The following is a 25,861-nucleotide window of genomic DNA, read 5'->3' as shown; positions in this document are numbered from 1 at the left end:
GTCCCGGCCGCGACGGGCGGCTTGCCCCGAATCTCCGAACGTTCTGCTCGCCGGGCTCACCGGCGGCCAGGACGCCCGTCCCGACTTCCTCCTCTGCGGCCGGCGCGGAACAGTTCCTACCGCGCCGCGCCCCGCCCCTGCCACCTCGCCACGAGCTGAGCTCGGAGAGCGGTGTCAGGCCTTCGTCCCGGGGCTGCAGACTTCGCTTCCGTAGCGCACGCCGTCCCTCGAACGCCAGATGCAGACCCGGACGAAGTAGGACTCGTCGATGTCGTAGTCGCAGGACGTGTAGCCACCCGCCGCGTTACTGATGCTGGTGGTGTCGTAGCAGCCTTCCCGGACGGTGACCCAGGAAGCCTCGGCCAATTTGCGCGCGACCCGGGACCGCACGGAGTAGCCGTCCGCCTTCTTGTCCTTCACCCGCACATGGTCGCCCTTGGTGACGAGGGTTGCCGTGCCCCAGGAGGCGGAGGCGGTCACATCGGGCCCGTCCGCGAAGGCCGGACCCGCCATGCCCCCGCCGATGATGACGACGCTCGCCGTGAAAGCCCCGCCGGCCTTTGCCCACGTACTGATTCCCATGAAGATGTCCTCTCTGCCGGCTGATCGTCAGATGTGCAGCTCGGCTCTGAACGCGATCGATGCCTCACCCGTGATGGCGACGCGCAGTTCGTCATCGGCTCCTCCGGAGACGCGGACCTCGATGTCACCGGGCCTTCCCATGGCCCAGCCCTGCCGCCCCGTGAACGTGAGTTGGCCGTCCACGGTGGGGGCGATGCCATGACGCACCAGATAGGCGCCGAGGGGGCCGTGCCCGTTGCCGGTGACGGGGTCCTCGGCGATCCCGATCGCGGGGGCGAACATGCGTGACCAGGTGAGCAGGTGGGGGTTGCCGGTCGCTCGTGTGAAGACGAAGAAGCCGTTGGTGCCGACTTCGCGGCTCAGCGCCGTCAGCGCGGTGGGATCCGGGCTCAGGCTGTCGATGACGCTGCGGTCACGCAGTTCGACGAGTGCCTTGGAGTGACCGGTCGACACGATTTGCACCGGGCCGTTGTCGGCCAGGTCGCCACGGTCCGCCCCCAGCGCCCGCAACAGCCGGTCCGTCAGGCCGCCGTTCAGTTCGGGGCCGAAGACGGCCTTGCCCTGTTCCATGCTGATGCGTACACGGTCGCCCTCGCGAAGAATCGCCACTTCCTGCAGAAGCCCCGTGCCGGTCTTCTGTACACATGATCCCGAGGGCAGGTCGTACTCGACGGCCCGTGCGTAGTGAGCCGCCACCGTGGCGTGCCCGCAGGTCGGAACCTCGGTGGTGGGGGTGAAGAACCGCACGCGCACATCGTGGTCGGCCCCCTCTGCCGGCAGGACGAAGGCGGTTTCCGAGTTGTTCAGTTCGCGTGCCACGGCTTGCATCCGGGCTTCGGTCAGGCCTTCGGCGCAGAGGACCACTCCGGCCGGGTTGCCCCGGAAGGGTGTGGGAGAGAAGGCGTCGATCTGATAGAGGATCCGCGACATACGGTGGCTCCTTCCAGCGCGGGTGGCCTGCGGTCAGCAGCTCGCCCTGAGGGTGTCCGGGGCTGCGGATCGGTAGCGGCGTGTGAGGGCGACGCCGACGAGCACGACCAGCATCCCGATACCGATCCGTGCGTCGAAGTCCTCGTCGAGCACCGCGACACCCAGGGCCACCGAGACCACGGGCAGGAGGTAGCCCACGGTCGCGGTGTTCGTGGCTCCCTCGGCGGCGATGTTGCGGTAGGTGAGGTGGAACGTGGTGGCCGTGGCGACCACGCCGAGAACCAGTACGACGACCACCGTCCTCGCGCTGATCTCGACCGGCTCCAGACCACCGAACGGCAGGGTCAGCGCGGTGAGACAGGTCGCCACGACGAGCTGCGCGGCGGAGAGCGAGACGGTGGGGATGCCGGTGCCGGCAAGGTGGTGCGCCATGAAGGCGAAGCCGATCGCATAGCTGGCCGCCGCCAGAGCGACGGCCACGATGCCCCACCCACCCGACTCTGCGGCCTCCCACGGGGCGAGGATCAGCACGACTCCGGCGTACCCGACCAGCAGCCCGCACAGCCGGGTCGGCCGGAGCCCTCGGTCGGCACCGGTGATGACGCCTATCAGAAGCGCCCACAGCGGAGTGGTCGCGTTCAGCACGCCGGCGACTCCCGAGTCGATGCTCCGCTGGCCCACGCTGAACATCGCGAAGGGCAGGGCGTTGCAGAAGAAGGCGGCCACCGCGATACGGCCCCAGATTCTCCGGCCACGGGGCAGCCGATGCCCCGCGAGTCGGCAAGCGACCAGCAAGGTGATCGCCCCGATCACGCAGCGGCTGAAGGTCACCTGCACCGGCGCCAGCGCCTCGAGGGCCAACTCGATCCAGAGGAAGGTCGATCCCCACAGCAGAGCGAGTGCACCGATGCGTGCCCAGCTCCAGGTCCCGTTCATGCCGCCGCGAACCGCAGCAGTGCGGCGATGAAGGCCTCCGGGTTCTCCTCCGCGATCCAGTGCGCGGTCCCCGCCACGATGAGTCCGGTCACCTGCTCGGCCACCTCGAGCATCATCTCCTCGATGAGCGCCCCTGACGTGCTCATGGCCCCACCGACCGCCAGGACCGGCACGGTCAGCTTGCCGTTGCGATCGAGCGCCGCACGGTTGTCGGCCGCGTCCTGGTCGAAGGCGCGGTACACCTCGAACCCGGCGCGCATCGCTCCGGGGGCGGAGTACGCGGCCACGTACGTCTCGAAGTCGCGGTCCGACAGTGCGGAGGGATCGGAGTTGCGCACACCGAAGAAGGCCTGGAGGTACTGCCGTTCGCGTCCTGCGACCAGCATCTCCGCCACGTCCCGTGCCCCGTGGAAGGCGAAGTGCCACACACGGGGGTCGCTGCGCAGCCGGTCGAAGACCGCGGTGCCGGGCAACGGGGCGTCCATCGCCACCAGGTGGGAGACATCGTCACGGAACCGCTGCGCGTATGCGTAGGCGACCATCAACCCGATGTCATGACCGACCATCACCACCGGTTCGCGCACGCCGAGATGCTCGTGCAGCAGACGGTGGAGGTCGCCCGCCATCGTCCACTTGTCGTAGCCGGCGACCGGCCGGAACGAGTGACCCGCGCCCCGGTAGTCGGGGGCGACGACGCGGTACCCGGCCTCGGCGAGGGGCTGGATCACCCGGTGCCACTCCCACCACGTCTGGGGAAAACCGTGTACGAGGACGATCGTGCGGTCCCCGTGCCCGGCCGTCACGTAGTGCATGCGCAGCCCCGGCTCGATATCAGCCATGCCGTGCGTGACGGCGGGCGGATCCTGGTGGTCCATGTGGAGTGTCGACACGATCGGGTCTCCTGTGCGGTGGTGTGCCGGCTGGGGCCATGCGGGGAGCCGTACGCGGACCCCGACAGCTGTAGCCTGCGCCCAGCCAACCGACAGCACAAGTGAAATGATCTACAGCTACTGTTAACCTCGGCTACATGCTCGATATGAGGCGCATGCAGGTCCTGCGTGCCGTGGTCACCAGCGGATCGGTCACCGCCGCAGCGGCCAATCTGGGATACACCCCGTCCGCCATCAGCCAGCAGATCTCCGCCCTGGAGAAGGAAGCCGCGATGCCGCTGCTGGAGCGGGCCGGACGCGGCGTACGCCCCACGGAGGCGGGGCGGCTGCTCAGCAATTACGCCGCCGCCATAGGCAGGACCGTGGCGGAGGCGGAAACAGCGCTCGCAGATCTACGTGAGGGCCGCACCGGGCGGGTGACCGTGCGGTACTTCGGCACGGCGGGCGCCCCGCTGATGGCGCCCGCTCTGGCCCGGCTCCGCGACACTCGCCCCGGCGTACGGTTCGACCTGCACCTCAGCGACCCCGACGACCCACTGCCGGATGTCCAGCAGGGACGCGCCGACCTCGCCCTGGTGGTACGCCCCGCGACCGGGGAGCCTGCCGGTGTGCGGTTCATCCCCCTCCTCGACGACCCGTACCACGTCGTCCTGCCTGCCGGTCATCCCCTGGCCGACCGCGGCCTGCTCGCCCTGGGCGACCTGGCCGACGAGCCATGGGTGGGCAGCGAGCGCTCCTCCGATCCCTGCCAGGCCATCGTCCTCGACGCCTGCGGGGCCGCGGGATTCAGCCCCAAGTTCGTCGTCGAGAGCGGTGATTACGCCACGGCGCTGGGCTTCGTGGCCGCAGGAATCGGAATCGCGCTGATCCCCCGGCTCGGGCTGCGTGCCGTTCCCACGAACGTGGTCGTGCGGGAGGTCCGGGGACCGGAGCCGATCCGGCACATCTGCGGCGCGGTCCGCGCATCGATGACGGTCCCTTCTGCCCTCGACGCGTTGATCGACGCACTGAACGAGGCCGCTCTCGCCCTGTCCGACCACCGGCCGTTCCTCCCGGAGGATCCGGAGCGCTCCGCCCCTGCGTGAAACGGCGAAATGCCTGCTCATCGGTCGAGTCAGCCGCGCGCCGGGTGCCTGGCGACGGACGTCGTGCCCGTGCTTCGCCCCCTTCCGCAGGACAACAGAGATGTAGATGCGCTTAACGGTGGTGCAGAAGCTTTTGATTGTGCTCAGGCGCCGGCCCCAGGCATCGTTCCTCAGGGGCCGGCGTGGGAGGAGACCGAACGCGAGCGGTGTCGCAGTCAGACCTTGGGCACCCACCGGCTCGTACCGGATTGCTCGCCGTGACGCGGAGCCCGTCTTTCCCCGGACCGGACGAGCCCCGCGGCCTGAAAACGGAGTGATCCGGGACCACGAGGAGGAACGGCACCTCCAGCTCCCGTAGCGACCGCTTCAGGCGGCCCCCGGTCGGGGAAAGACACCCGGATTCCTCCTCGCCAAGCTCGGAAGACCCTTCGGAGAACAGGACAATGACGTGACCACCCTCACCGTCTCCACCGCCGCCACCGGAGCGCAGCACACGAACTGCGTCGTGGTCGGTGTCTCGGCAAGCCCGGCGGGGCCGGTCGTCGCCTCCGGCGCGGAAGCTGTGGACAAGGCGTTCGACGCCGGCCTCGCCGCGACGCTCGGCACCCTCGGCTTCACCGGCGCAGAGGGGGAAACGCTCAAGCTGCCCGCCCCGGCAGGCATCGAGGCCGATGTGGTCCTCGCGGTCGGCCTGGGGAGGACGGCTGAGGACGGGACGGCCGGCAACGACGCGCTGCGCCGAGCCGCCGGAGTGGCCGCCCGCGCGTTGGCCGGTACCGCGCACGCCGCGCTCGCCCTTCCGGTCGACACCGCCGAAGCCGCGGAAGCGGTGGCGATGGGCGCGCTGCTCGGCGCCTACACCTTCACCGCTTACCGTGACCCGGGCGAGGGCGAGGGCCCCGTGCGCGCACTGGTGATGCAGGCGGACGAGGACACCCGGGACGAGGTGGCGGCCGGGGCGCGGCGCGGCCGTGTGATCGGCGAGGAGATGAATCGCGCCCGGGACCTGATCAACATGCCGGCGAACCATCTGACGCCGGAGGCGTTCGCCGCGACCGGACGGGATGTCGGGGAGAAGTACGGTCTGGAGGTCGAAGTACTCGACGAAGAAGCCCTCGCCAAGGAGTCGTTCGGCGGCATCCTCGGCGTCGGCCAGGGCTCGGTGAGGCCGCCACGCCTGGTCAGGCTCGCCTACACCCACCCGGCCGCCGGAAAGACCCTCGCCTTCGTCGGCAAGGGCATCACCTATGACTCGGGCGGCATCTCGCTCAAGCCGGTCGGCTTCAACGAGATCATGAAGCGGGACATGTCCGGGGCCGCCTCGGTCCTGGCTGCGGTGGTGGCCGCCGCTCGGCTCCGCCTGCACGTGAACGTCACCGGCTGGCTCGCCATCGCCGAGAACATGCCGTCCGGCTCGGCGACCAAGCCGGGAGACGTGCTGCGGATGTACGACGGCAGGACGGTCGAAGTGCTCAACACGGACGCCGAAGGACGCCTGGTGCTCGCGGACGCCCTCGTCCGCGCGGGCGAGGAGGGACCGGACGCCCTCGTGGACGTCGCCACCCTGACCGCCGCGATGAAGATGGCCCTGGGCCACCGCGTCTTCGGCGTCATGTCACCCGACGCGAGCTTCCGTGCCCACGTCGTCGACGCGGCCGAGCGTGCCGGGGAGGAGGCATGGCCCATGCCACTGCCGAAGCAGCTGCGCGAGAGCCTGGACTCCCCGGTGGCCGACATCGCCAACACCGGTGAACGCATGGGCGGGGGCCTGGTCGCCGGTCTCTTCCTGCAGGAATTCGTGCCCGACGGTCTGCCCTGGGCCCATCTCGACATCGCAGGTCCTGCCTTCAACGAAGACGAGCCCTACGGATATACCCCCAAGGGCGGCACAGGCTGTGCGGTACGCACCCTGGTGCAACTGGCCCAGGACGCCGCCCTGGAGCAGTCAGGAGCTAACCGGTGAACCACGCGACCTCAGGGCTCCGCAGCGTCACATCAGCCACCGCTCCGGCACCCTTCGGGCACTACGCGCAGGCGACCGTCACTCCGGACGGTGCCGTCTGGGTATCCGCCCAACTGCCGGTCGGCAACGGCGTGATCCCCACGTCGCCCATGGCGGAGCAGACGCGACAAGCCCTCACCAACGTCCTGGCCATCGTCGAGGCCGCAGGAGGCCGAGCCGATTCGGTGGCCAGGGCCACCCTGTACCTCACGGACATCTCGGACTGGGACTCCGTCGATGCCGTCTTCAGCGAGGTGTTCGGCGCCCACCGCCCGGCTCGGGCGATCCTGCACGTTGCGGCGCTGCACCATGGCTACCGTGTGGCCGCCGACGCCGTCGCCTGGTGCACGCGTTGACGGAGCCACTCCGTGGCGACGTAGGCGCCGTCGTCGGCGAAGTGGCGACGTAGGCGCCGCGTCGGTGAAGTGATGACGTAGGCGCCGCGTCGGTGAAGTGGTGGCCGGCGCCGGGGCCCGCGGTGAGGATTCGGCCGGATCCGCCCCGCCCCCCTCGTTCCGTCAAGGACTCGGTTCCGCCCCGGGCGCCAAGGCCATGTCGATCAGATCGACAAGCCGGCCCGCGGCCTGCACGGTGTCGTAGGCGGGATCGCGGAGTCCCTCGGAGACGATGGCGTCGATCGCGCCTCCGGTGATGACGGCCAGCGTCCGCGCGTCGACTGACGCGGCTCCTCGCGCCTCAACTGCGGCTTCGATGAGCTGCGCCAAGGGGCCCCACCTCGCCTCGGAATCGTGGTGAAAGCCGTCCCGGTCGGCCGCTTCCACGATCATGCGCGTGTGCTGCGGATACTCATGGAAATGCCCGATCATCGAGCGCGCATAGACGGTCGGGCCGTGGGCGGCCTCAGCAGCCTGGACCTCTGCCCCGACCTCGGTGGTCAGCATGGTGATGACCTCACTGTATGCGGCGTCGATCAGGGAGTCCTTGGACTCGAAGTGGTAGAAGACCGCCGCCTTCGTGATGCCTGCCGCCGCGGCGATTCCGGCCAGCGTGGTGCCCGCGTACCCGTTCGCGGCCACCTGCTCGATCGTGACGGAGATCAACTGTGCTCTCCGTGCCTTCTCCGTCAGCGTCAAGTGGTGTCCCTCGGGGCGCAGTCTCGTTGCCATGGGCCAATATTCTACCGTACGGTCAAACTATCTACCGATCGTTAAAAAGGGCGGCGATGACGGACACGACACCTGAGGGCGACGGGGAAGGCGTGAGCAGCGCCCCGGACATCCGGGCGGCCGCAGCTGTCCATGCAGAAGGGCGCGAGCAAGGCACGGCGAAGTCTCGGCGCCATCGTCGGCGGTGGCGCGCCATGGCAGGTCGCTCGTCCTCCTCTGTCGGGCACTGGGACAGCGCCGAGGGCAGGGAGCGGTTCCGGTCGGCCTACAGGGCGGCTTTCGCCGATCTCCCGAACCCTGCGGCGACACTCGACATCCGAACCGACCACGGCGTGGTACGCGTCTACCGGTTCGCCGGGAAGAATGCCGGTGCGCCGCTGGTGCTGCTGCCCGGCCGGGCCTCCGCTTCTCCGGTGTGGGCGAAGAACCTGCCGAGTCTCCTGGCGATCAGCGACGTCTACACCCTTGACCTGCTCGGCGAGCCGGGCATGAGCGTCCAGGACCGGCCCGTCTCCGGCGATGCCGACCAGGCCGCATGGCTGCACCAGGTCCTCGAAGCGCTTCCGGAAAGATCATTTCATCTGGTCGGGCTCTCCATCGGGGGGTGGACCGCCGCCAACCTGGCGCTCCACCAGCCGGCCCACATCGAGACGTTGACTCTGATCGACCCCGTCTACGTCTTCGACGGCATGCCCTGGAAGACGATCGCCCGCTCCCTTCCGGCGGCCCTGCCCCGGCTGCCGAAATCCTGGCGCGACAGCTTCAACTCGTACACCGCTGGTGGAGCGCCGGTCGAGGACGTGCCTGTGGCACAGATGATCGAAGCCGGCATGAAGCACTACTCCCTGAAGCTGCCCCAACCCACGCGAATCAGCGAGGACCGGCTCCGCACGCTGAACATGCCCGTGCTTGCGATCATCGCGGGCCGCTCAGTCATGCACGCCCCGCAGACCGCCGCCAGGACAGCTGGACGTGCGCTACCCATGGGCACCGTCCGCACCTACAAGGGCGCGTCCCATGCGATCAACGGTGAACATCCCGAGCGCATCGCCAGGGACATCGCGGCCTTCACCGCCGCGCATCGAGCGACACCTTCCGGAAACTGATGCCGTAGGCGACCGCGCGGTGGCCGCAGGCCACATCAGGCGGACCGATCGCGGAACAGCGCGTCGAACTGCGTCCCGCCCTCCTTGCGCAGCCAGGTATCGAAGTCCATCAGAGCCGGGTGCAGGCTTCGGAGCTTCGGAATGTCGGCCTGCCAGCCCCTGCGATTGACGAAGTCGTAGCCGGCGCGGGAGTCCGGGTCCGGCCCTGTGAGAGCGTCTCGCGGGATCGCCCGGTAGGTGACGGCGACTCCGGTGGTGCGGCTGATCGCATCGACGATCTGCGGCAGCGTCAGTTCATCACCGGCGATCTCGAGCGCCTGGCCGATGTACTGGTCGGGGTGGGTGAAGGCCAGGGCCGCGAAGGCGCCGATGTCGGCACCGGCGATGAGCTGGACGGGAACCTCCGGCTCGACCACATCGGTCAGTACACCCCCGCGCACCCCCATGGTCGGGTCGGAGTGGTTCTCCATGAACCGGACGGGACGCAGGATGGTGGCGGGCAGCCCCAGGGCGCCGATCCGCCCCTCGATCCGCCATTTGCTCTCCCAGCGGCGGATACCGGGTGAGCGCTCGGCACCACCGACCGAAGCGTAGACGAGGTGCCGGACATCGCCGTCGTTCGCTGCCTCGATCACATTCATGCCCAGCTGGATCTCGTCCTCGACGGAGAAACCGGCCGGGGTGCCGGGATAGCCGGCGGTGGGTTGGACGCTGAAGACCCCGTGCACGTCCCGCATGGCCGCGTCGAGGGAAGCGCGGTCCCCCATGTCGCCCGGAACGACCTCGGCGCCGGCCCGTACCAGTGCGTGGGCCCCGGGGCCTGCCAGGTCACGGACAAGGGCCCGCACCCGCCAGCCGCCCGCCAGTAGCTGCCGCGCGGTGGCGCCGCCCTGAAGACCGGTGGCCCCGGTCACCAGCACGATGGGACTCGTTGTCGTCATTTCCGCCTCCGCATGAGCGCCGGACGCCGCCAGGTCCGGGATGGAACGTGGCAGCGTTCGGCGAGCTTGTCGAACCCCATCGCGATCGCACGGAACTGCTCAAGAACGGACGACCGCGTACTTCCGCCCCGCGGCGACAGGGGTTCTGTTCGCTCCCCCACCGCATACGTCAACTCACCTCGGCCCGCAGCAAGATCGATGACCGGAGTGCTAGTGCCCGCACTCCGGCGGGTCCGTCACGAAACGGCTCAGCAATCCCTGGTCAGGGCCAGGGCAGCACGGCAATTGGGCCAGGCTCCGTTCCCGGTGGACCTGTGCCAAGGCAGTCAGGAATGACGGCTCGCCTCCATCTGAACCCGCCAGGAGCATGAATACAAGCGACCAATTCTGCACGCACTCTTAAGGGTTCCTACATCTACCCTGCCCGCGTTCATGGCCCCTGAGGGACGGGGCGCTGCGGGTGGCGGGCTCGTCCGTCACTCCGCCGGTGACCAGGGAGCGGAGCGCAAGTGCGCGACGCCGCGCCGGGCTCGGCCCTCCGGCGGCCCGCCGGCCGCCTTCCCCACCGCGATCATGGAGATGATCACCCAGCCCGGGTTCGGGTCCAGCTCCTTGGTGAGCCCTTCCTTGTCGAAGGCCCGGAACTGGTGGGCGGCCAACCCCATGGCCTGGGCCTGAACAGTCATGTGTGCGACGGCCTGGCCGAGGTCGTAGTCCGCGAACTCGGAGTAGAGCAACTGCGTGTCGTCGACGTACCGGCGCGTCAGCGTGACGACCAGCAGGCCCGCATCGGTCGCCCAGCGGGCCGAGCTCGGCGCGAGGTGAGGGAGCACCCGGTCGTGCTCCGGCTCGCCCGGGCGGCAGACGAAGAACCCCCACGGTTGGGAGTTCCCCGCCGACGGTGCCCAGCGCGCGGCTTCCAGCAGCAACCCGAGGACGTGGTCGTCGACAACCGCCGACGGGTCGAACCGGTTCGGGCTGAAACGCCCGGCAAGCAGCGGGTGTATGCCGATGGGCGGCTCCTGGGAATCGTGCATGCTCCGCTCCAACCGGCCACCGCACGTGGGTATTCCGGGCGATACGAGCGCGGGCGCCACCCCACCGGACGACCGCGACGAGGGCCCCGCCAGGGGGCGTCACGAGCACCGTGGCCCGTACCGCCTCGCCCTCACAGCAAGCCACTCCTGCAAGACCTCAACCGCCCATGAGCCGACGGCAGATCGGCGGTTGACCCTTTACATACAGACTGCATGTATGTAGCTTCGCGCCAGGAGGTGACGCGTATGCGGGCGATGCAGCAGACAGCGTGGGGAGAGACCGAATCTCTCCGACTGGTCCAGGTGGAGACACCCGAGCCGACGTACGGCGAGGTGCTGGTCAAGGTCGGCGCGGCCGGGGTCAATCCGGTGGATGTGTACACGCGGCGGGGGCAGGCCTACAACCGGGTGCTCGATCTGCCGTTCGTCAACGGCTGGGATGTCGCCGGGACGGTGGTCAGGACCGGGTACGGCGTTACGCGGTTCCGGCCCGGCGATCCGGTGTTCGGGATGCCGTGGTTCCCCCGGGAGGCGGGCGGCTATGCCGAGTACGTCGCCGCCCCGGCCCGGCACTTCGCCCGGATGCCGGCGGGTCTGGGCTTCAGTGAGGCTGCGGCGCTGCCGCTGGCCGGCCTGACGGCGTGGCAGATGCTCACCGAGGTCGCCGCCACCGCTCCCGGAGAGCGAGTGCTCGTGGCGGGTGCGGCGGGCGGGGTGGGGCATCTGGCGGTCCAGATCGCCAAGGCCCGCGGCGCCCACGTGACCGGCACGGCCAGCGCCGCCAAACACGACTTCGTGCGCTCACTGGGCGCGGACGAAGTGATCGACTACACCACGACCGACGTGTCCACCGCCGTGCGCGACATGGACACCGTCATCCAGATGTTCGGCGGCGAGGCCGGGCTCAAGGCACTGGACTGCCTTCGGCCGGGCGGCGTCCTGGTCAGCGGGCAGGCGGCCTGGACTCCGGGCCTGTACGAACGCGCCGCCGAGCTCGGTGTGCGCGCTGTGGCCTTTCTCGTCGATCCGGACGGCGCGGGGCTCGACGCGCTGGCCGGACTCGTCGCCCGGGCACAACTCAAGGTCCACCTCGATGCGGTGTTCCCGCTGGCGGATGCGGCCGAAGCACATGACCACGTCGCCAGCGGCCGGACCGTCGGAAAGGTCGTGCTCACCGTCGGTGAGCCGGAATGAACGGGAAGAGGGACATGACCGAGGAGCACACCGTGCCGAGCGACGTCGTCCGGTCGTACGCCGAGGCGAAGAGCCAGGCCGACATACAAGGGGCCATGCGCTTCTGCCACCCCGACGTCGTCTTCGAGACGATCGCCTTCCAGGCCGTCGCCTCCGGCCTGGACGAAGTCGCCCGGCAGAACGCGGCGTTCCTACGCACCTTCCCGGACTACAACGTGCAGCTGGAGTACCTCGTCACGGCAGGCGACCTGGTCGTCGGCGCCGGGACGGTGCAGGCCACCATGAAGGGAAGCCTGGTCGGCATCGAGGCCACCGGCAGGGCCTTCACACTGCCCTTCGCCTGCCACTGGACCGTGCGGGACGGCCTGATCCTCCACGAACGGTTCTTCTTCGACTTCCACCAGATGTGCGAACAGCTCGGCCTGTCCACCGAGGCCGCAGCGGAAAGATTCGCGGCTTGGCGCGAACGCACGAGGACACCGGCGCAATGACTGCATATGTGCTGGTGCACGGCGCCTGGCACGGCGGTTGGTGCTGGCGCCGGACCGCGCAGCTGCTGCGCACGGCAGGTCACGAGGTCCACACGCCGACCCTGACCGGTCTCGGCGAGCGGGCTCACCTCCTCGGCCTCGGGATCGGGCTGCGCACGCACGTGGACGACCTCCTGGGGGTGCTCACGTACGAGGACCTGCACAACACCGTGCTCGTCGGGCACAGTTACGCCGGCCTGGTCGTACGGGAGGCTGCCGATCGCATGCCGGAACGCGTCGCCCGCATCACCATGGTCGACGCCTGGGCAGGTCAGGACGGGCAGTCGTTGGAGGATCTGGCACCCGAGTTCTTCCGCGACTGGACCGAATCGGCCACGGTCGACGGTCTGGTCCCGCCACCCCCGGCGGCCACCGTCGGAGTGACGGAGCCGGGCCAGGTGGCGTGGCTGGAGACCAGGCTGACACCCCATCCCCGGCGGACGTTCTCCGAGCCGACCCGACTGTCCGGGGCCGTCGACGCGATCGACTGCCGTGCGGTCCTCTGCTCGCCGGACGGTCCCATGCCGTTCCCCGGCCTTGCCGAGAGGAACGGCTGGGAGAGCACGGTCCTGCACGTCGGCCACGATGCCATGGTCACCGCACCGCAGGCACTGGCGGAAACCCTCCTGCAGGACGCACGCCCCGTCCCACCGCCGTCAGCGGGCCGCCGCCGTCCTTCGTCCGGGAGATGACGACGGCCCGGGCGATCGAGCTCGATGAAGGGAGATGGTCATATGTCCGAAGTCGAAGTCGGCTATCTGCTGCCGACGCGCGATCAGGCCGTACGGGGCGATGACGACCTGGCCCGGCTGATCGAACACGCTCGGCACGCCGAAGCTGTCGGGTTCGATTCCCTCTGGGCGGGCGACAGCCCCCTCGCCCGCCCCCGCGCCGATCCCCTGCTCCTGCTGTCGGCCGTGGCCATGGCCGCCCCGCGAGTGATGCTCGGTACAGCCGTGCTGCTGCCCGCGCTGCGGCATCCGATCTTGCTTGCCCACCAGCTCGCCACCTTGGACCGGCTCGCCGACGGGCGTCTGATCGTCGGCCTGGGTGCCGGCTTCCCCACCACCGTCACCCAGGCGCAGTTCGACGCGATCGACGTACCCTTCCGGACCCGGGTCAGCCGCCTCGATGAATCGATCGAGGCGATGCGGAGGCTGTGGAGCGGCACTGAAGTCTCGTTCAGCGGCCGTCATTTCCGCTTCCGCGACGTCACCCTGGCGCCCACGCCGACCTGCCCGGAAGGACCGCCGATCTGGTTGGCGGGGGGCGGCGATCCCGCGCTGCGGCGGGTGGCCCGTCTGGCGGACGGCTGGCTGCCCTACCCTCCGGTCGTCGCCGACTATGCCCGGGACCGAGCGACCATCCAGCGGCCGGCGGCCCGCCCGATCGCCCCCGCCCTGTACGCGACGCTCTGTTTGGGAGACGATGCCCAGCACGCGCGCCGTCTTCTACGCGGGAGCATCGAGCGTTACTACAACGCCCCGCTGGAGAGGGTGGAGCAGATCCAGGCCATGTTCGCGGGCCCGCCCGCGGACAGCGCTGCTTGGCTGAACTCCTACATCGCGGCAGGAGCCCGGCACCTCGTGGTCCGCCTGGTCGCCGACGATCAGCACGCGGCCCTGGACATGTTCGCCGCTCAGGTCCGGCCGCTCCTCGACCTGGGCGGGAACCGATGACGGCCGACGCGAGACACATGCCCTGTGGTCGCGCTTCTATCCTGGTGGGAGGCGAAAGGGGATGTGAGTGACAGCGAAGGCACATGTGCGCCGCAGTCAGCAGGAACGCACCAGGACGACCACGGGCGCACTGGTCGCTGCGGCACGCGACCTCTTCAACAGCGACGGTTTCTCCGTCACCTCGCTGGACGCGATCTGCACCAGGGCCGGCGTGACGCGCGGCGCCTTTTATCACCACTTCAGCAACAAGGAACACATCTTCCGCGAGGTGTACGCGGCCGACCAGAAGGAGCTCGCCGTGATCGTCCGGCGGGCGTTCCAGGCCGAGCAGGATCCCTGGGACGGGATGGCCGCGGGCTGCCGCGCCCTGCTGGAGGCGTCCCTGGAGCCCGCCGTACGTCAGATCACCCTGATCGAAGCGCCGGGCGCGCTCGACTGGTCCACGATGCGCGGTATCCAGGCCGGGTGCAAGGATCAGATGCGGCGCGGACTGTCGATCGCGAGCGAAGCCGGATGCATCCCCGACCGGCCGCTGGATCCCCTCACTTCGCTGCTGTACGGCGGGATCTGTGAGATCGCCCTGGACCTCGCTGACTCCACCGACCGGTCCACCGCGTTGGAGGGCTCACTGGCAGAGCTCGACCTGGTGCTCGCCGGCGTCGCCGGCCGGGACACCCCCGGCTGCGCGCACAAGGATCGGGTGGGGTCCTGATCAGCCCGCGGCGTCGCGTCCCGGCGTCGACGAGAGTTCCGGAAGGAAACTCAGCCGAGGATCTCGGTGATGCCCTCCCGGTAGGAGGTGACGGCGAAGTCGGGGAAACGCGTCGTGAACTTCGAGGTGTCGAAGATGTTGTCGCCGCGGTAGCGCGGCAGTAGTTCCTGGACCTCTCCGAGCGGTCCGACGAAACGGCCGCCGATGTTGAAGAGGGCCAGGGGAAGCACGGTGTAGCGGATCCGGCGGCCGGTGACTTCTTCGGCCACGTGGACCAGTTCGGCGTAGGTGCGGCGGTGCGGGTCGATCGGCAGGTGCCAGGTCTGGCCGTAGGCGTCCGGCGTGTTGCCGATCAGGGCCATGGCGCGACTGGCGTCCGGCGTCCAGATGAGGGACCGGGCGGTCTTCGCGCTGAGGGGAACCAGGGGCCGCTTGCCCGCCTTGATGCGGTCGAAGACGAGCGAGTTGGTCAGGCTCTTGGTCTTTCCCGGACCGTAGAACTCCGGCGCCCGGCAGATGACGGCGTCGACCGTTCCCGCCCCCATCGCGTCCAGCAACGTCGTCGCGATCTGCGCCCGCACCCGGCCCTTGCGGCCGTTCGGCTCGAAGCGGGTGGACTCGGTCTGCGGGGTGCTCGTACCCGGGTACATGTACGTGTTGTCGAAGAAGACGAGCTTGGTTCCGTACGTCGCGCAGGCGTCGATCACGTTGCGCATCATGACGGGGAACTGCCGTTCCCACAGCTCGGAGTCCATGGGCAGGCCCACGGTGAGGTAGGCGACCTCGCTGCCCTCGACGGCCCGGTTCGTGGCCTCGGGGTCCGTCAGGTCGGCCTTGACCAGTTGGTCGGTGTCGTGGATCTTCGCGGGGCGACGGCTGACCAGCCGGATGTCGTGCGTGAAGCTGCGGTACAGCTCCCGGGTGAGCTCTTCGCCGATCGGCCCGTTGGCTCCCAGAACCGTGTGCATGGGTGTGTCACTCTCTCTTGTCCATGTGACGCCCGGAAGGCGCTTGAAGATTTTCAGGCCCGCGGAACGATGCGGGCCTGGCGTGCGGGGTCGATTCCGTCAGGTGCTCCGACCGGGATCAACCACCAGACGGTGACGGTCTGGGACTCGGTGTACTTCACGATGCCGTGCCCGCCGTGACGGCGGCCCGGTCAGGAGGCCTTCATGCCGCCCATGGGCGCGTCGACCGAGCCCTACGCCGCGGCGTAGGCGTCGTTGGCTTCAGCGGTTCCGCCTTGCAGGCGTGCGGCGATCCGTCGCCCGCGGCGCTCCTCGCCAGTGGAGAACCGTTCCTGCCTGCCGCCATTTCGCGAGAGAACGTTTCCGCTGATCACGGCTCGTCATCAATAGAGGCCGGCTGCATGCCGGTGAATGCTTTCTCTTCACCCTCGCTGGGCTCGACCGACACGCGGCCGGTGACCCAGAGGGTCCTCAGACCGAGCGGAAACCGGATCTCTTCGAACCTGTCCGGATCGGGGATGTACCCGGCCGCCGGACGGGCGCTCGTCACCGGCGCGGGCAAAGCCTCTCGCTCGATCTCCTCCAGCCGCCGGTGAAAGTCGCCCCGCAACTCTTCCATCGTGTCGAAGAAGCCCTCCAGCAGAGAGCGCATTCCGTTCCTCCCGTGGTCGCGCCGATTGCTCCCGCTGTGACGACAGGGAGCCTGGGGTGCGCGGAGACGGCGCAGTGGTCGATTGTGATCGGTTCCGGTATTCCAGACTCCCCAACGAATCGACCTGCTGAAGGGAACGAGCTGTTCGGGTGATCTCGCACGAACGCGGCCCCTTCCTCGGTACGGGTCCACACGCGACGGATGACGCCGGGAAGGCCGACGAAGTACCTGCTTTCCCCCGCGAGTTCCCTCGCCCCGGTGACGTCCGCCCGGTTCAGCGCACTGGCCACCACATCGATGACCACCTCACCGGCGGCAGGCGTCGGGTCCTCGGTCTCGATCAACTGCAGGACCTCAGGACCACCGTTCTCCGTGATCGATACAGCCTTCACGACAACTCCGTTCGCATCAATGAAATGAAGGACTCCTGCGGGGTCTTGGGCATGGGCCATCCGCGACGTTCCCACCGGCCGGCCGATGCCGAGCGCGCCCTCGCCTCCCGGAGTCGAATGTTTACAGCACACACATTATCGCGCGAAGTGTGCAGCGTCAACATTCAGGAGTCGCCGCGCTTCCGAGCCACCTCGCACAGGCCTCCCGCGCAAGCCGAACCGGTAGCAACAGGCGCGACCACCAAGTTGCCGGAGGCGGTGGAGCGCCCCGGCCGACGGCCTTCCGCGGCCGTCCGCAAAATCCCCACACCCCATTGTTGACAGTGCACACATTGCCTGCCTACAGTCATGTGTGCACCGCTTACATGCAGAGTGAAGGAACCCCCGCCATGTCTTCAGCACCGAAGGACAGCATCAAGGTCAGCTTGGGCGACCGCGAGGTCAGCGTCCCCAAGGGCGGCCTGTACGACCAGTACCGGATGGACCCCGTCCTCGACTCGATCGCCCGCGACCCGCGCGTCAGCGGCGTGGACTTCTTCCGGCAGCTGCCGAAGATCAAGGTCGACTCCCCGATCGGTCCCACGCTCACCCCGAACTTCTACTACGCGATGTCCAGCGCCCGGCTCACGATGGTCGCGCCGTCCCGCGCGATCCGCACCCGGCTCCCCGCGGAACTCGACCCGTTGGAGGTCGCGCCCGGACTCGGCCTGATCTCGGTCCTGTTCTTCCGCTACGACGTGTGCGACATCGACTTCTACACCGAAGCGGCTGTCGGCGTCGCCGTCAAGCCCGCCCGGCACGGAAGGCTCGGCTTCTTCGACCTCGTCTCCGGCCTCAAGAACGAGCACCTCGACTCCTACGTGCTGTCCCTTCCCGTGAATTCGGACATCGCCCAGGTCCGCGGCCACGACGGCTACGGCTTCCCCAAGTGGGTCACCGAGCTCGACGTGGACATCGACCACTACCGGACGACCGCGCGCGTGGCCAACGACGCGGGCGGGGTCGACCTGTCGCTCCTGGCGAACACCCCGGCCCAGAAGGCCTACCCGAGCGGCGAGCGCGTCAGCTCACTCACCTCGTACACGACGATCAACGGTGCCTGGCACTCCACCCTGAACCAGACCAACGTCCTGAACGCCGGCACGACGCGCAGCACCAACGGCATCACCCTCCAGCTCGGTGAGGGCCGCATGTCCGACGACCTGCGCTCGCTCAAGCCGAAGCGGACCATCCAGTTCGACGTCATGACCGAGGGCCAGGCCGCCCTCCACATGCCGGTGCCCACCTCGGTCCGGAGCCGGAACAAGTAGCAGCAAGCAGCGAGGAGTCCCCGCCATGATCACCGACCACACCAGCCGCACCGAGCCCGCCCGCGTCCTGAGCCTGCCCGCGTCCATCACCCCGGCCCTGCTCACCAAGCTGACCGCCCGGGTCTCGGCCGCCGCGGACGCCGCACGGGTCACCACCGACGCTCCCTACACCGGCGCGCCCCTGGCCGACTTCCCCGTCTCCACTCCCGAGGACGTCGAAGCGGCGTTCGGGCGGGCGCGGATCGCGCAGAAGTCCTGGGCGGCGGCGCCGATCGCGGAGCGCAAGAGGATCCTGCTGCGCTACCACGACCTGGTTCTCGCCCGCCAGGACGAGGCGCTGGACCTGATGCAGGCCGAGAACGGCAAGACCCGGCGCGACGCGTTCCTCGAAGTCGTCGACATCGGCGTCGTCTCCCGGTACTACGCGCGCAACGCCGCCAAGTACTTGTCCCCCAAGCGGCGCCACGGTGCGATCCCGCTCCTCACGCACGCCACCGAGCTGCGCCACCCCAAGGGCGTCGTCACCGTCATCTCGCCGTGGAACTACCCGTTGAGCATGGCCGCCAGCGACACCATCGCCGCGCTCATGGCCGGCAACGCCGTCGTGCAGAAGCCCGACACCCAGACCGCCCTCACCGCCCTGTGGTCCATGGACCTCATGTACGAGGCGGGCCTTCCGGCCGATGTCTGGCAGATGGTGATCGGCCGGGGCAGCTCCATCGGCGGCGCGCTGATGGACAACGCCGACTACATGATGTTCACCGGCTCCACCGCCACCGGCCGCCAGATCGCGAGCGGCGCCGGCACGCGCCTCATCGGCGCCTCCCTCGAACTCGGCGGCAAGAACGCCATGATCGTCCTGGACGACGCCGACATCGACAAGGCCGCCGACGGCGCCGTCGCCGCCTGCTTCCCCTCCGCGGGCCAGCTGTGCGTCTCCATCGAGCGTCTGTACGTCGCCGAGTCCATCCGCGAGCAGTTCGTCGCCGCGTTCGTCGCCCGTACCAAGAAGCTCAAGATCGGCGCCGCGTACGACTACAGCGTCGATGTGGGCAGCCTCACCACCACGTCGCAGCTCAAGACGGTCACCGAGCATGTCGGCGACGCCGTGGCCAAGGGCGCCACCGTCCTGGCCGGCGGCAGGGCCCGCCCCGATCTGGGTCCGCTGTTCCACGAGCCGACCGTCCTCACCGACGTCACACCCGACATGACGCTGTACGACCACGAGACGTTCGGCCCCGTCGTCTCCGTCTACTCCTACCGCGACGTCGACGACGCGGTCACGCAGGCGAACGCCACGGCGTACGGCCTCAACGCCAGCGTCTGGTCGCGCGACGGCGCCCGGGGCCGGGCCGTCGCCGCCCGCGTGCACGCCGGCACCGTCAACGTCAACGAGGCCTTCGCCGCAGCCTGGGGAAGCATCGACGCCCCCATGGGCGGTATGGGCGACTCGGGGCTCGGCCGGCGTCACGGCGCCGACGGCATCCTCAAGTACACCGAAGCCCAGACCGTCGCCCACCAGCGCCTCCAGGGCTTCTACCCGCCGGCCCGTATCAGCCCCGAGACCTGGGCCAAGCTCCTGACCGGCGCGCTGAAGGTCATGAAGGGAGTCGGCGTCCGCTGACGTCCGCCGAACAGCGACCGACGCACCGCCGTGGCCGCGACGAGGGCGGTTGCAGCGCCCGGCTGGGCTCCGCCCCCTGACAGGCCAGGCGCGGCGGGCTCGTCCTGATCAGATCCTCGGCCAGGGCAGGAAGTCCCAGTTCCCTCTTCCCTCTCGATCGTTTATGATGTATGCACCATTCACATTGAAGAGGGTATGTGAACGTCGCAAGTACTAGGGAGTGTGGCCTGTGTCTCAAGCCGGCGGATACCACCACGGGGACCTTCGCGCGGCCTGCCTGAGGGCTGCGAGGGAGTTGCTGGAGGAGGACGGCAGCGCAGCTCTCTCCCTGCGCGCGGTCGCCCGGAAGGCCGGCGTGTCCGCGACGGCTCCCTATCGTCACTATGCGGACCGTGACGCCCTCGTGTCCGCCGTCGCCGCGGAGGGGTACCGCGAGCTCGCCCAGCACCTTGCCGCCGCCCACCCCGCTCCCTCCACACCCGACGACCTGGCCGCCGTCGCCGTGGTGTACGTACGGTTCGCCCTGGAGCACCCCGCCCTGTTCCGGGCGATGTTCGCGGAGCCGTGCGACCCGACCAGCGAGGAACGCGTCGCCGCGACCGCCGTCATCACCGAGTACGTCCAGAGCATCGTCCGCGACGCCTTCCCCGGGGCCGAGGACTCCGCCGCGCTGGCGACGACGGTGTGGGCCCTCGTCCACGGTCTGGCCTTCCTCCACCTCGACGGCAAGCTCGACACCTCCACCCCCGAGGTCGTAGCCGATCAGGTCCGCGCCTCCGTGTACGCGCTGTTCGCTGCCTCTCCGGCGCTGTCGCAGGCGGTGGCCACACCGGCCGGCAGGTGACGGCCCGGGGTCCGCACTCCGCCGTGCCCGCCGGGCGCCGCCCCATGTGCCGCCTGGCAGACGTCAAGAACCTGCACGGATGGCCCGCAGCAGCTACGGGCCGGTGCTCAGCGAGGTCCAAGTCCCGTTCGGCCGTCGAGGAGTTCGCGGACGACGTCCAGATGGCCGGCGTGCCGTGCGGTCTCCTCGACAACGTGCAGGATGATCCCGCGCAGGTCGGCGAGCTCGTCCCCCAGGGGTTCGGGATGACGACCCCGCGGGGGTGACGACAACGGGGTGCGGGCGATGACGGCGTCGGAACGGCGGCACTGGTCCTCGTAGAAGGCGAAGACCACCTCCGGCGCGCGCGGTGTCGTCAGCGGGGCGTGGTCATCGGGCCACGGCAACGGCTCGGCCGCTCCGGTGACGACCTCCTGGAACCAGTGTCTCTCCGCGTGCCCCAGATGTTCCACGAGTCCGAGGGGCGTCCAGCCCGAGGGCAGGACCGGCGTGGTCAGCGCCTGCGTGTCGAGCCCGTCGACAATGGCCAGGACGCTGGATCGCTGCGCCGCGAGGAACGCCGACAGCGTCTTCTTCTCCTTGCTCTCTGTGTCCATGCGCGCATGGTGCCAGGCGCCACTGACAAGCGCGGCAGCGATCCACCCACTGCGTGACGGCCGCGGGTCTGGGCACGCCCCGCGAACGGAGCGCCGGTCGCCTAGGGTCTTTCGTTTGGATCAGGCCGGATCAGGGAGCGGGGTCTGGTGCGTGCAGCTGCAAGGCGGAGGAGGGAGTCAACGCGGAGCGTTGCCGACTGACGACAACGCCGCTGGGGGTCCCCCCTGCTCGAGCGAAGTCGAGAGCTTGGGGGAGTGCGTGCCAGACCCCGCGAGCCCGGCATGATCCAAACGAGAGGCCCTAGTGGCCGGTCGTGCCGTCGAGCATCTCGCGCAGGATGTCCAGGTGGCCGTTGTGGCGGGCCGTCTCCTCGGTGAGGTGGTGCAGGATCCAGCGCAGGTCGACGTGGAGGCCGTTGCGGATGGTTCCCCGGGCCTGCTTGCCCAGATCGCTACCGGCGACCAATTCGCGGTAGCGGGAGCTCTGTTCGGCGTATTCGTCGAGCAGTTGCGTGAGCGGGAAGTCGACGGCGATCCGCATCTCGCGGTCGGGATCCTCGTCGGTCATGGGGGCCAGGTCCTCCTCGCCGAGGAAGATCACCTGGAACCAGTAGTACTCGACCCAGCGGAGGTGGTTGATCACTCCGCTCATGGTCATCAGCGGCGAGCCCGGCAGGAGCGCCTTGCGGGCGTTCTCCGCGGATACGCCTTCGCACTTGGCGCGAGCGGTGCCACGTGCGTAGTCGAGAAACGTGGTGAGCTGGGTGCGCTCGTCCCACGCCGGCGGTGTGTCATCGATTCTTGTCATCGCGCGAAGCGTCCCCGATCGACGCCACCCGTGTCGAGGGATTTGTGCACGACCCCCACCCGCTTCACCCCGCGTCTTCGGTCAGATTGCCGCCCTGGGTGTGGCCCTGGCCGACGGACAGGCGGCGCTGCTGGTCGCCTTCCTCCTTCCTGGCCGCCTTCACCAACGGCTCGGCCGCCGTCTACTACGCCTACACCGCCGAGCTCTACCCGACCGCCGTACGGGCCACCGGCATGGGCGCGGCCTCCGCCGTCGGGCGGATCGGCGCGATCGTCGCCCCGATCACCATCGGCTACGTGTACCAGAGCGTCGGCTTCACGCAGATCTTCCTGGCCCTGGTCGGTGCTCCCGCGGTCGCCGTGGCCGTGATCGTCGCGTTCGGTGAGAAGACCTCCGGACGCAGCCTGGAACAACTGGAAGGTGCCACCGCACGACCACCCCCACCGCCGGCCGCCTGCTCATCACCGGCGCCCCCCTCCTCCTCCACCCCGAGCAGGGCGAACTCACCGACGTCTCATGGCTCGCGGTGGCCGAGGGCCGTATCGCCGCCACCGGCACCGGGCCCGCCCCGGCCGCCGCCGACGGGGTACGCGTGCTCGACGTGGCCGGGGCCGCCGTGACGCCCGGCCTCACGGTCCGCGCCCTCGCCGGGCGCATGCTGCGCCGCGGCTTCACCACCGTGCGGGACGTGGGCGGCGCCGATCACGGCATGGCCCGGGCCCTGGCCGAGGGGCTGATGCCCGGCCCCCGGCTCGTCCACGGCGGCAAGGCGCTCTCCCGGACCGGCGGACACGGCGACCTGCGCCCGCTCTCCGACGACCGCCGCCCGACTGCTGCGCATGGAAGGCCACCTCGGCACGCTCGCCGTCGGCGCCCACGCCGACCTGCTCGTCGTCGACGGGGATCCACTGGAAGACATCTCGGTCCTGACCAGGCCGCAGGAGTGTCTCAAGCACGTCATCAAGGCGGGCACACCGCTCTGACCTCGCTCACCATCGAGGTCAACCGCCGCCCGTGCGGCGGCCGATGAGTCCGAGCCGGGGTCGATGCGGGCGGGGCCCGTCTTCTTCGTCCGGCCGGACGACGGTCGCGCCGTCCATGGAGGCGTCGGTGGTGACCTCAGTGCTGGATCAGGCCGCCGACGGGGACGGCGGCGACGTGGCCGGTCGCCGGAACGGTGTGCGCCAGGGCGAGGCCGATGTCGACCAGCGATGACCGGCGCAGACCGGCGACATCGGGGACCGGGGTCCAGACCGACTCGGCGATCTCGCCGTCCGGCTCGGGCCGGAGTCGGCCACCGACGATCCGGACCCGGTAGAAGATACCGACGTTCTGATGCTCAGGTCCGCCGGGGACGGCGCGTTCGGACGCGGGGATCACCCTGGAATCCACGCCCAGCAGACGTTCGACCACCGCGTCGCAGCCGGTCTCCTCGGCCACCTCCCGGATCACGGCGTCGAACGGATCCTCTCCCTGCTCGACCCTGCCGCCCGGAAGCGTCCAGGTGGATTCACCATGGGGCGACACGTGACGGGCGATCAGCACCCGCCCGTCCTCGATGCACACGGCATACGCCGCCAGCCGGAAACTCATTCCGTACCTCCCGTCGGACCTTATCCCGACGTCCCAGGGGCAGGCACGGGTCGGGCCGCCCTGGTCCGGAGCTCGGTCAGTCGATGCCTTCGACGATGCGGAAATCACGCTCGACGCCATCTGCGAGGGCGACCAGCGCCTTCTGGTAGGCCGCACTCTCGCGCGCCGCGACGGCCTGCTCGAAGCTGTCGAACTCGACCAGGACGGTGCGCTCGGCGATTCCGGCGTCGTACGCCATGACCCGGCCGCCGAGGACGATGGTCCGACCGCCCGCGGGCCCGACGGCCAGGCGGGCCAGTTCGTTGTATGCAGCCAGCTTCTCGGGGTCCGAAATGGTGCGGTAGACGCTGACCCAGTAGCCCTTGGGCATGGAACCTCCAGTGTGGGGATGAGTACATCTGATTTACGGGGCGTTCCCGGACGAGCGTCGGCGGGCGAGAGCGAGGCTTGTCAGCGTCGTGAGCGCCATGGCGCCGATACCGACCAACGCCGCCGTGGTGTAGGCGCTGTCGTCGGGGAAGAGCCTGCCGGGGCCGGTGCTCGCCGCGAGGATCAGGCCGCCGACGGCGCTGCCCAGGGAGTACCCGACGCTGCGGACGACGTAGTTGAAGCTCATGGCGCTCGACGTCTCGCTCTTGGGGGTGACGGCCAGGATGACGCCGGGCATCGCGGCCGAGAAGCCCCCGACGCCGAAGCCGAGCACGCCCATCGCCACGAACAGTTCGGCCAGGTCCGACCGGGCCGCCGCGAACAGGGCGAACCCGCCGCCGACCACGACGGCACTGCCGGCCAGGAGCAGGGGGTCGGCGATCCGCGTACGGACCCGAGGCGTGAGCTTGCCGGCGACGAACCCCAGCACCGAGAACGGGATGAGGACCAGCCCGGCGACAAAGGTCGTCAGCCCGAAGCCGTAACCGGCGCCGTGCGGCGTCTGCGCGTACCGGGTGACGAGCGTGAGCAGGAGGTACATGCCGATCCCGCCGACGAACATGGCGAGGTTCGCCCCGGCGACCGCCGGGTGCCGCACCGCCCGTACATCGACCAGGGGCGTCGCGCTGCGCAGCTCGATGACGGCCCAGACGCAGAGCAGCACCACCGCGACGACGGCGAGGCCGGCCGCCACGGCGAGGTGCCGGCTCCACAGACTCCGTTCGCCGGCGAGGAACAGCACCAGGAGCAGCGCGGCGGCCAGGACGACCGCGCCTGTCACGTCCACGTGGGCGGAGCGGCCTTCGGGGGCGTCGGGCATGGAGCGCCACGCGGTCAGGAGGGCGGCGGCGGTGACGACGAGGCCGAGGCCGTAGGCGGCCCGTACGCCGCCGAGTTCGGCGAGCAGTGCGGCCAGCGGGTAGCCGACGCCGGCCCCGATGATCGAGACCACCGAGATCAGGGCGATCACGGCCGTGCCGCGCTCCTCGGGGAGATGGTCCCGCGCCACGCCCATCATCAGCGCCGTCAGCCCGAGCCCGACGCCCTGGGCCGCCCTGCCGGCGAGCAGCCACGCGAACGGCAGCGGCAGCACGGTGAGCGCGCTGCCGGCGACGACGACCGCCAGCGTGGCGAGGATGGTGGCCCGCCGGTGCGGGCCGGCTCCGAGCCGGCCCAGGACCGGCGTGGCGACGGCGCCGCTGAGCAGCGCGACGGTCAGCGTCCACTGCGCGCTGCCGAGCGGGACGTGGAACGAGGTCGCCACGCTGGTGATGAGCGGCGCCCCGAGGCTGGCGACCGCCGCCACGACCAGAGCGATGAACATCAGGGCGGGGACCAGCAGTCGTGCCTCCGCGCGCGCCACCGGGGGCGCCTTCTCCGCGCCCACGCCGACCGGCTGCCCGGTCACTGCTTCGGACCTTCGCGGTCCCGGCGTTCGAGCTCCGTCAGATGCTCCAGCGCGGGAAGGGCTGCAACCAGCGCCTCGACCTCGTCGCCGGTGAGGTCGCCGATCAGCCGCTCGAACGCGTCGACGCCCGCCTGACGCCGCGTCCGGACGTAGGAGGCGCCGGCCTCGGTCAGACACACCAGCGTGACGCGCTTGTCGGACGCGTCGCCCCGCCGCTCGACCAGGCCGGACTCCTCCATCACCCGGACCAGGGCGGTCATCGCGGGCTGGGTGACGCCCTCGACCGCGGCCAGATCGGTGATGCGCCGCGGGCCGGACCGGTCCAGGGTGGCCAGGGTGGCGGCGGACGTCAGGCTCATGTCCCGGGGCAGGCGCCTCGCGGCCCTAGGCCGGTTCGTTTGGATCACTTCCGCTGGCCGAGGTCATCGTTGATGATGTCCACGTGACTCACCGCATCAGCGCACTGATCTCGGCAATCGGCCTCCT

Annotated in this window: 29 protein-coding genes; 14 read left to right on the top strand and 15 right to left on the bottom strand. The window is 69.7% G+C overall.

Annotated elements, in window-relative coordinates; translation table 11 throughout:
• Positions 1-174 precede the first annotated feature (174 nt).
• Genes ACZ607_RS17895 through ACZ607_RS17880 form a run of 4 tightly spaced genes read right to left on the bottom strand, consistent with a single transcriptional unit; the run spans position 175 to position 3,338 of the window.
• The gene (locus ACZ607_RS17895) at positions 175-582 is read right to left on the bottom strand and encodes a hypothetical protein (protein WP_469735631.1); all 408 of its coding nucleotides are present in this window, start codon (positions 580-582) and stop codon (positions 175-177) included.
• 27 nt (positions 583-609) lie between these two features.
• Positions 610-1,512 (bottom strand): PhzF family phenazine biosynthesis isomerase, encoded by a 903-nt coding sequence (locus ACZ607_RS17890; protein ID WP_469735630.1) that lies wholly within the window; start codon positions 1,510-1,512, stop codon positions 610-612.
• 33 nt (positions 1,513-1,545) lie between these two features.
• Positions 1,546-2,448 carry a DMT family transporter gene (locus ACZ607_RS17885; RefSeq protein WP_469735629.1) on the bottom strand — a complete coding sequence of 301 codons (903 nt, stop codon included), beginning with the start codon at positions 2,446-2,448 and terminating at the stop codon, positions 1,546-1,548.
• Positions 2,445-3,338 carry an alpha/beta fold hydrolase gene (locus ACZ607_RS17880; RefSeq protein ID WP_469735628.1) on the bottom strand — a complete coding sequence of 298 codons (894 nt, stop codon included), beginning with the start codon at positions 3,336-3,338 and terminating at the stop codon, positions 2,445-2,447. The genes ACZ607_RS17885 and ACZ607_RS17880 overlap by 4 nt, the downstream gene beginning before the upstream one ends.
• Positions 3,339-3,475: 137 nt before the next feature.
• Between ACZ607_RS17880 and ACZ607_RS17875 the strand changes: the two genes are divergently transcribed.
• The 3 genes from ACZ607_RS17875 (at position 3,476) to ACZ607_RS17865 (ending at position 6,781) form a co-directional block, all read left to right on the top strand.
• Positions 3,476-4,423, top strand: a complete 948-nt coding sequence (locus ACZ607_RS17875) for a LysR family transcriptional regulator (protein WP_469735627.1) — start codon at positions 3,476-3,478, stop codon at positions 4,421-4,423.
• A 448-nt stretch (positions 4,424-4,871) separates the two neighbouring features.
• Entirely contained in the window at positions 4,872-6,386 is a 1,515-nt protein-coding gene (locus tag ACZ607_RS17870; RefSeq protein ID WP_469735626.1) for a leucyl aminopeptidase, read from the top strand.
• On the top strand, positions 6,383-6,781 hold the full coding sequence (locus tag ACZ607_RS17865) for a RidA family protein (RefSeq protein WP_469735625.1): 399 nt from the start codon (positions 6,383-6,385) through the stop codon (positions 6,779-6,781). The genes ACZ607_RS17870 and ACZ607_RS17865 overlap by 4 nt, the downstream gene beginning before the upstream one ends.
• 162 nt (positions 6,782-6,943) lie before the next feature.
• On the opposite strand, the gene ACZ607_RS17860 is transcribed toward ACZ607_RS17865, so the two are convergent.
• Entirely contained in the window at positions 6,944-7,552 is a 609-nt protein-coding gene (locus tag ACZ607_RS17860; RefSeq protein WP_469735624.1) for a TetR/AcrR family transcriptional regulator, read from the bottom strand.
• Between the two features lie 56 nt (positions 7,553-7,608).
• Between ACZ607_RS17860 and ACZ607_RS17855 the strand changes: the two genes are divergently transcribed.
• A complete protein-coding gene (locus ACZ607_RS17855) occupies positions 7,609-8,658 on the top strand; it encodes an alpha/beta fold hydrolase (RefSeq protein WP_469735623.1) in 1,050 nt (349 codons plus the stop codon).
• A gap of 35 nt (positions 8,659-8,693) precedes the next feature.
• Here the strand turns inward: ACZ607_RS17855 and ACZ607_RS17850 are convergent, their stop codons facing one another.
• Both ACZ607_RS17850 and ACZ607_RS17845 read right to left on the bottom strand, forming a co-directional pair.
• Positions 8,694-9,599: an NmrA/HSCARG family protein gene (locus tag ACZ607_RS17850; RefSeq protein WP_469735622.1), complete on the bottom strand. Its 906-nt coding sequence runs from the start codon at positions 9,597-9,599 to the stop codon at positions 8,694-8,696.
• Positions 9,600-10,075: 476 nt separating this feature from the next.
• Complete coding sequence (locus ACZ607_RS17845) at positions 10,076-10,636, bottom strand: nitroreductase family protein (protein ID WP_469735621.1); 561 nt, start codon at positions 10,634-10,636, stop codon at positions 10,076-10,078.
• Between the two features lie 246 nt (positions 10,637-10,882).
• Between ACZ607_RS17845 and ACZ607_RS17840 the strand changes: the two genes are divergently transcribed.
• The 5 genes from ACZ607_RS17840 to ACZ607_RS17820 all read left to right on the top strand — a co-directional run bounded on the left by ACZ607_RS17840 (position 10,883) and on the right by ACZ607_RS17820 (position 14,751).
• Positions 10,883-11,830, top strand: a complete 948-nt coding sequence (locus tag ACZ607_RS17840) for an NADP-dependent oxidoreductase (protein ID WP_469735620.1) — start codon at positions 10,883-10,885, stop codon at positions 11,828-11,830.
• Between the two features lie 14 nt (positions 11,831-11,844).
• Positions 11,845-12,321 (top strand): ester cyclase, encoded by a 477-nt coding sequence (locus tag ACZ607_RS17835; RefSeq protein WP_469735619.1) that lies wholly within the window; start codon positions 11,845-11,847, stop codon positions 12,319-12,321.
• Complete coding sequence (locus ACZ607_RS17830; RefSeq protein WP_469735618.1) at positions 12,318-13,052, top strand: alpha/beta fold hydrolase; 735 nt, start codon at positions 12,318-12,320, stop codon at positions 13,050-13,052. The genes ACZ607_RS17835 and ACZ607_RS17830 overlap by 4 nt, the downstream gene beginning before the upstream one ends.
• A gap of 42 nt (positions 13,053-13,094) precedes the next feature.
• Complete coding sequence (locus ACZ607_RS17825; RefSeq protein WP_469735617.1) at positions 13,095-14,039, top strand: LLM class flavin-dependent oxidoreductase; 945 nt, start codon at positions 13,095-13,097, stop codon at positions 14,037-14,039.
• 67 nt (positions 14,040-14,106) lie between these two features.
• A complete protein-coding gene (locus ACZ607_RS17820; RefSeq protein WP_469735616.1) occupies positions 14,107-14,751 on the top strand; it encodes a TetR/AcrR family transcriptional regulator in 645 nt (214 codons plus the stop codon).
• A gap of 50 nt (positions 14,752-14,801) precedes the next feature.
• Here ACZ607_RS17820 and ACZ607_RS17815 read toward each other — a convergent pair whose 3' ends face one another.
• Together ACZ607_RS17815 and ACZ607_RS17810 are read right to left on the bottom strand one after the other, a co-directional pair.
• Complete coding sequence (locus ACZ607_RS17815; RefSeq protein ID WP_469735615.1) at positions 14,802-15,719, bottom strand: NAD-dependent epimerase/dehydratase family protein; 918 nt, start codon at positions 15,717-15,719, stop codon at positions 14,802-14,804.
• A gap of 370 nt (positions 15,720-16,089) precedes the next feature.
• Positions 16,090-16,371 (bottom strand): hypothetical protein, encoded by a 282-nt coding sequence (locus ACZ607_RS17810; protein ID WP_469735614.1) that lies wholly within the window; start codon positions 16,369-16,371, stop codon positions 16,090-16,092.
• Positions 16,372-17,152: 781 nt separating this feature from the next.
• Between ACZ607_RS17810 and ACZ607_RS17805 the strand changes: the two genes are divergently transcribed.
• The 3 genes from ACZ607_RS17805 (at position 17,153) to ACZ607_RS17795 (ending at position 20,541) form a co-directional block, all read left to right on the top strand.
• Positions 17,153-18,073 (top strand): acetoacetate decarboxylase family protein, encoded by a 921-nt coding sequence (locus ACZ607_RS17805; protein WP_469735613.1) that lies wholly within the window; start codon positions 17,153-17,155, stop codon positions 18,071-18,073.
• Positions 18,074-18,098: 25 nt separating this feature from the next.
• Entirely contained in the window at positions 18,099-19,697 is a 1,599-nt protein-coding gene (locus tag ACZ607_RS17800; protein ID WP_469735612.1) for a succinic semialdehyde dehydrogenase, read from the top strand.
• Positions 19,698-19,926: 229 nt separating this feature from the next.
• Entirely contained in the window at positions 19,927-20,541 is a 615-nt protein-coding gene (locus tag ACZ607_RS17795) for a TetR/AcrR family transcriptional regulator (RefSeq protein WP_469735611.1), read from the top strand.
• A gap of 107 nt (positions 20,542-20,648) precedes the next feature.
• Here the strand turns inward: ACZ607_RS17795 and ACZ607_RS17790 are convergent, their stop codons facing one another.
• Entirely contained in the window at positions 20,649-21,137 is a 489-nt protein-coding gene (locus ACZ607_RS17790; RefSeq protein ID WP_469735610.1) for a DinB family protein, read from the bottom strand.
• A gap of 301 nt (positions 21,138-21,438) precedes the next feature.
• Complete coding sequence (locus tag ACZ607_RS17785; RefSeq protein WP_469735609.1) at positions 21,439-21,945, bottom strand: DinB family protein; 507 nt, start codon at positions 21,943-21,945, stop codon at positions 21,439-21,441.
• Between the two features lie 98 nt (positions 21,946-22,043).
• Here ACZ607_RS17785 and ACZ607_RS17780 point away from each other — a divergent pair, with 98 nt between their 5' ends.
• Both ACZ607_RS17780 and ACZ607_RS17775 read left to right on the top strand, forming a co-directional pair.
• Positions 22,044-22,565, top strand: coding sequence for an MFS transporter (locus ACZ607_RS17780; protein WP_469735608.1), 522 nt, complete (start codon positions 22,044-22,046; stop codon positions 22,563-22,565).
• Between the two features lie 219 nt (positions 22,566-22,784).
• Complete coding sequence (locus ACZ607_RS17775) at positions 22,785-22,928, top strand: hypothetical protein (RefSeq protein WP_469735607.1); 144 nt, start codon at positions 22,785-22,787, stop codon at positions 22,926-22,928.
• Positions 22,929-23,064: 136 nt separating this feature from the next.
• On the opposite strand, the gene ACZ607_RS17770 is transcribed toward ACZ607_RS17775, so the two are convergent.
• The 4 genes from ACZ607_RS17770 to ACZ607_RS17755 form a co-directional block, all read right to left on the bottom strand.
• Positions 23,065-23,538 (bottom strand): NUDIX hydrolase, encoded by a 474-nt coding sequence (locus ACZ607_RS17770; protein WP_469735606.1) that lies wholly within the window; start codon positions 23,536-23,538, stop codon positions 23,065-23,067.
• Between the two features lie 76 nt (positions 23,539-23,614).
• Positions 23,615-23,908: a DUF1330 domain-containing protein gene (locus ACZ607_RS17765; protein WP_469735605.1), complete on the bottom strand. Its 294-nt coding sequence runs from the start codon at positions 23,906-23,908 to the stop codon at positions 23,615-23,617.
• A 33-nt stretch (positions 23,909-23,941) separates the two neighbouring features.
• A complete protein-coding gene (locus ACZ607_RS17760; protein ID WP_469735604.1) occupies positions 23,942-25,375 on the bottom strand; it encodes an MFS transporter in 1,434 nt (477 codons plus the stop codon).
• Positions 25,372-25,734 carry a MarR family winged helix-turn-helix transcriptional regulator gene (locus tag ACZ607_RS17755; RefSeq protein ID WP_469735603.1) on the bottom strand — a complete coding sequence of 121 codons (363 nt, stop codon included), beginning with the start codon at positions 25,732-25,734 and terminating at the stop codon, positions 25,372-25,374. The genes ACZ607_RS17760 and ACZ607_RS17755 overlap by 4 nt, the downstream gene beginning before the upstream one ends.
• Positions 25,735-25,861: the final 127 nt, after the last annotated feature.

It is taken from the genome of Streptomyces sp. NPDC104381, from assembly GCF_055583745.1.
This window is presented reverse-complemented; position numbering and strand designations above follow the sequence as displayed.